This is a genomic window from Methylobacterium sp. FW306-05-D (assembly GCF_058782155.1).
This window is the reverse complement of record NZ_JBYSXL010000120.1, coordinates 6,652-8,018: the sequence shown is the minus strand read 5'-3', so window position 1 is coordinate 8,018 and position 1,367 is coordinate 6,652. Positions and strand designations below refer to the sequence as shown.

The following is a 1,367-nucleotide window of genomic DNA, read 5'->3' as shown; positions in this document are numbered from 1 at the left end:
CGATCGGCCCACGCCGCGGTCCCGACGCGCCGCCCCCGCCGCCGCCGAAGGCCGCGCATTTCCGCCTGGAGCGGGGCGAGACCGCCCTCGACGTGAAATGCGCCGACGACGAGCCGATGAAGGCCTGCGCCGACCTCACCCTGCAGATGCTCGACCGCCTCGCCGCGCTGCCGAGCCAGCCGAAGCCCGAGGCTCCCCGGCCGGACGCGCGCTGAACGCGCGCCCCCCGGCGATCGACGGCGCCGGGGGGGGGCCCGGGGGGGCCCCCGCGTCCCAGCCCCATCCGAAAGAGAGATGTCCATGCCCGAGATGCACAGCACCCACGGAACGATCTGGGCCCTGTTCGGCCACCGCCTCGCCCTCGAGGGGCCCGACGGCCGAATCCTCGTCGATCTCGGACCGGAGGGCGCCAGGGCGCTGGCCGGGCGGTCGGTGCCCCTCAGGGTCGGCGACGCGGTCGCGGTGACCGGCGAGCGCAGGCCGACGGAGATCAAGGCCGCCGCGATCACGGGGCCGGACGGCCTCCGTCACGCCATCGCCCATCCCGGTCCGGGGAGACAGGACGAAGCCTCGGCCGACCCGGCGACGGCCCTCGCGGCCCTGCGCCAGGCAGGGTATCAGGTGGATGGGGTGCCGACGCGCAAACCGAAGCATTTCGAGGTCCGCGCCAGCAGGGATGGCGGACACTACGCCGTGCACGTCACCTTCGCGGGCGTCATCCGCAAGGCCGAGCCCCTGCCGGACAGCGCGCTGCGCGCCGGTTGACTGCACGACATGGCGCGATGTCGCAGCGTGACCAGGGGCACGCGACGCGCGACTGGTTTGCGCGATACATCTTCCGCGCGGGTCCGGTGACGTGCTAGGCGCTCCCTGGTTATAGCCTTTCGAGGAGACTTCCGCATGTCCAATCTGTCCCGGCTCGCCGTCGTCCTGGGCGCCGCCGCCCTTGCCCTGCCCCTGGCGATCCCGGCCTCGGCCAAGGGCCCGGGCGCGTCGAAGGTGATCTCGATGGTCGATACCGACAACGACGGCACCATCGACCTCAAGGAGGCCCAGGCCGTGGCCGGCGCCCTGTTCGACAAGCTGGAATCCGACAAGGACGGCACCGTCGACGCCAAGGAGCTGAAGGGCCGCGTCAGCAAGAAGGCTCTCAAGGCCGCCGATCCGGATTCGGACGGCACCCTCGACAAGACCGAGTTCCTCGCCCTGGTCGAGGCCCGCTTCAAGGCCGCCGATCCGGACAACGACGGCACCCTCGACGCCAAGGAGCTGAAGACCCCCGCCGGCAAGGCGCTGGTCTCCCTCCTCAAGTAAGTGCGGCCGGTGCCTCGGGCACCGGAACCCGACCCGCCTCCAGGACGGGGGGG

The 1,367-nt window shown here is 72.3% G+C and carries 3 protein-coding genes; all 3 read left to right on the top strand.

The genetic code is table 11. From position 1 onward, the window contains the following. On the top strand, positions 1-215 hold a 215-nt coding region (locus tag AC3WLN_RS22925; RefSeq protein WP_492485142.1), incomplete at its 5' end, for a hypothetical protein. Positions 216-300: 85 nt separating this feature from the next. Next, on the top strand, positions 301-765 hold the full coding sequence (locus tag AC3WLN_RS22920; protein ID WP_492485140.1) for a hypothetical protein: 465 nt from the start codon (positions 301-303) through the stop codon (positions 763-765). 135 nt (positions 766-900) lie between these two features. Then, complete coding sequence (gene lanM / locus AC3WLN_RS22915) at positions 901-1,314, top strand: lanmodulin LanM (protein ID WP_492485138.1); 414 nt, start codon at positions 901-903, stop codon at positions 1,312-1,314. The last annotated feature ends 53 nt before the right edge of the window (positions 1,315-1,367 follow it).

Bases quoted from the DNA above. Each gene is read 5' to 3' on its own strand.
- AC3WLN_RS22920 (WP_492485140.1), top strand. From the start codon at position 301: ATGCCCGAGATGCACAGCACCCACGGAACGATCTGGGCCCTGTTCGGC.
- lanM (WP_492485138.1), top strand. From the start codon at position 901: ATGTCCAATCTGTCCCGGCTCGCCGTCGTCCTGGGCGCCGCCGCCCTT.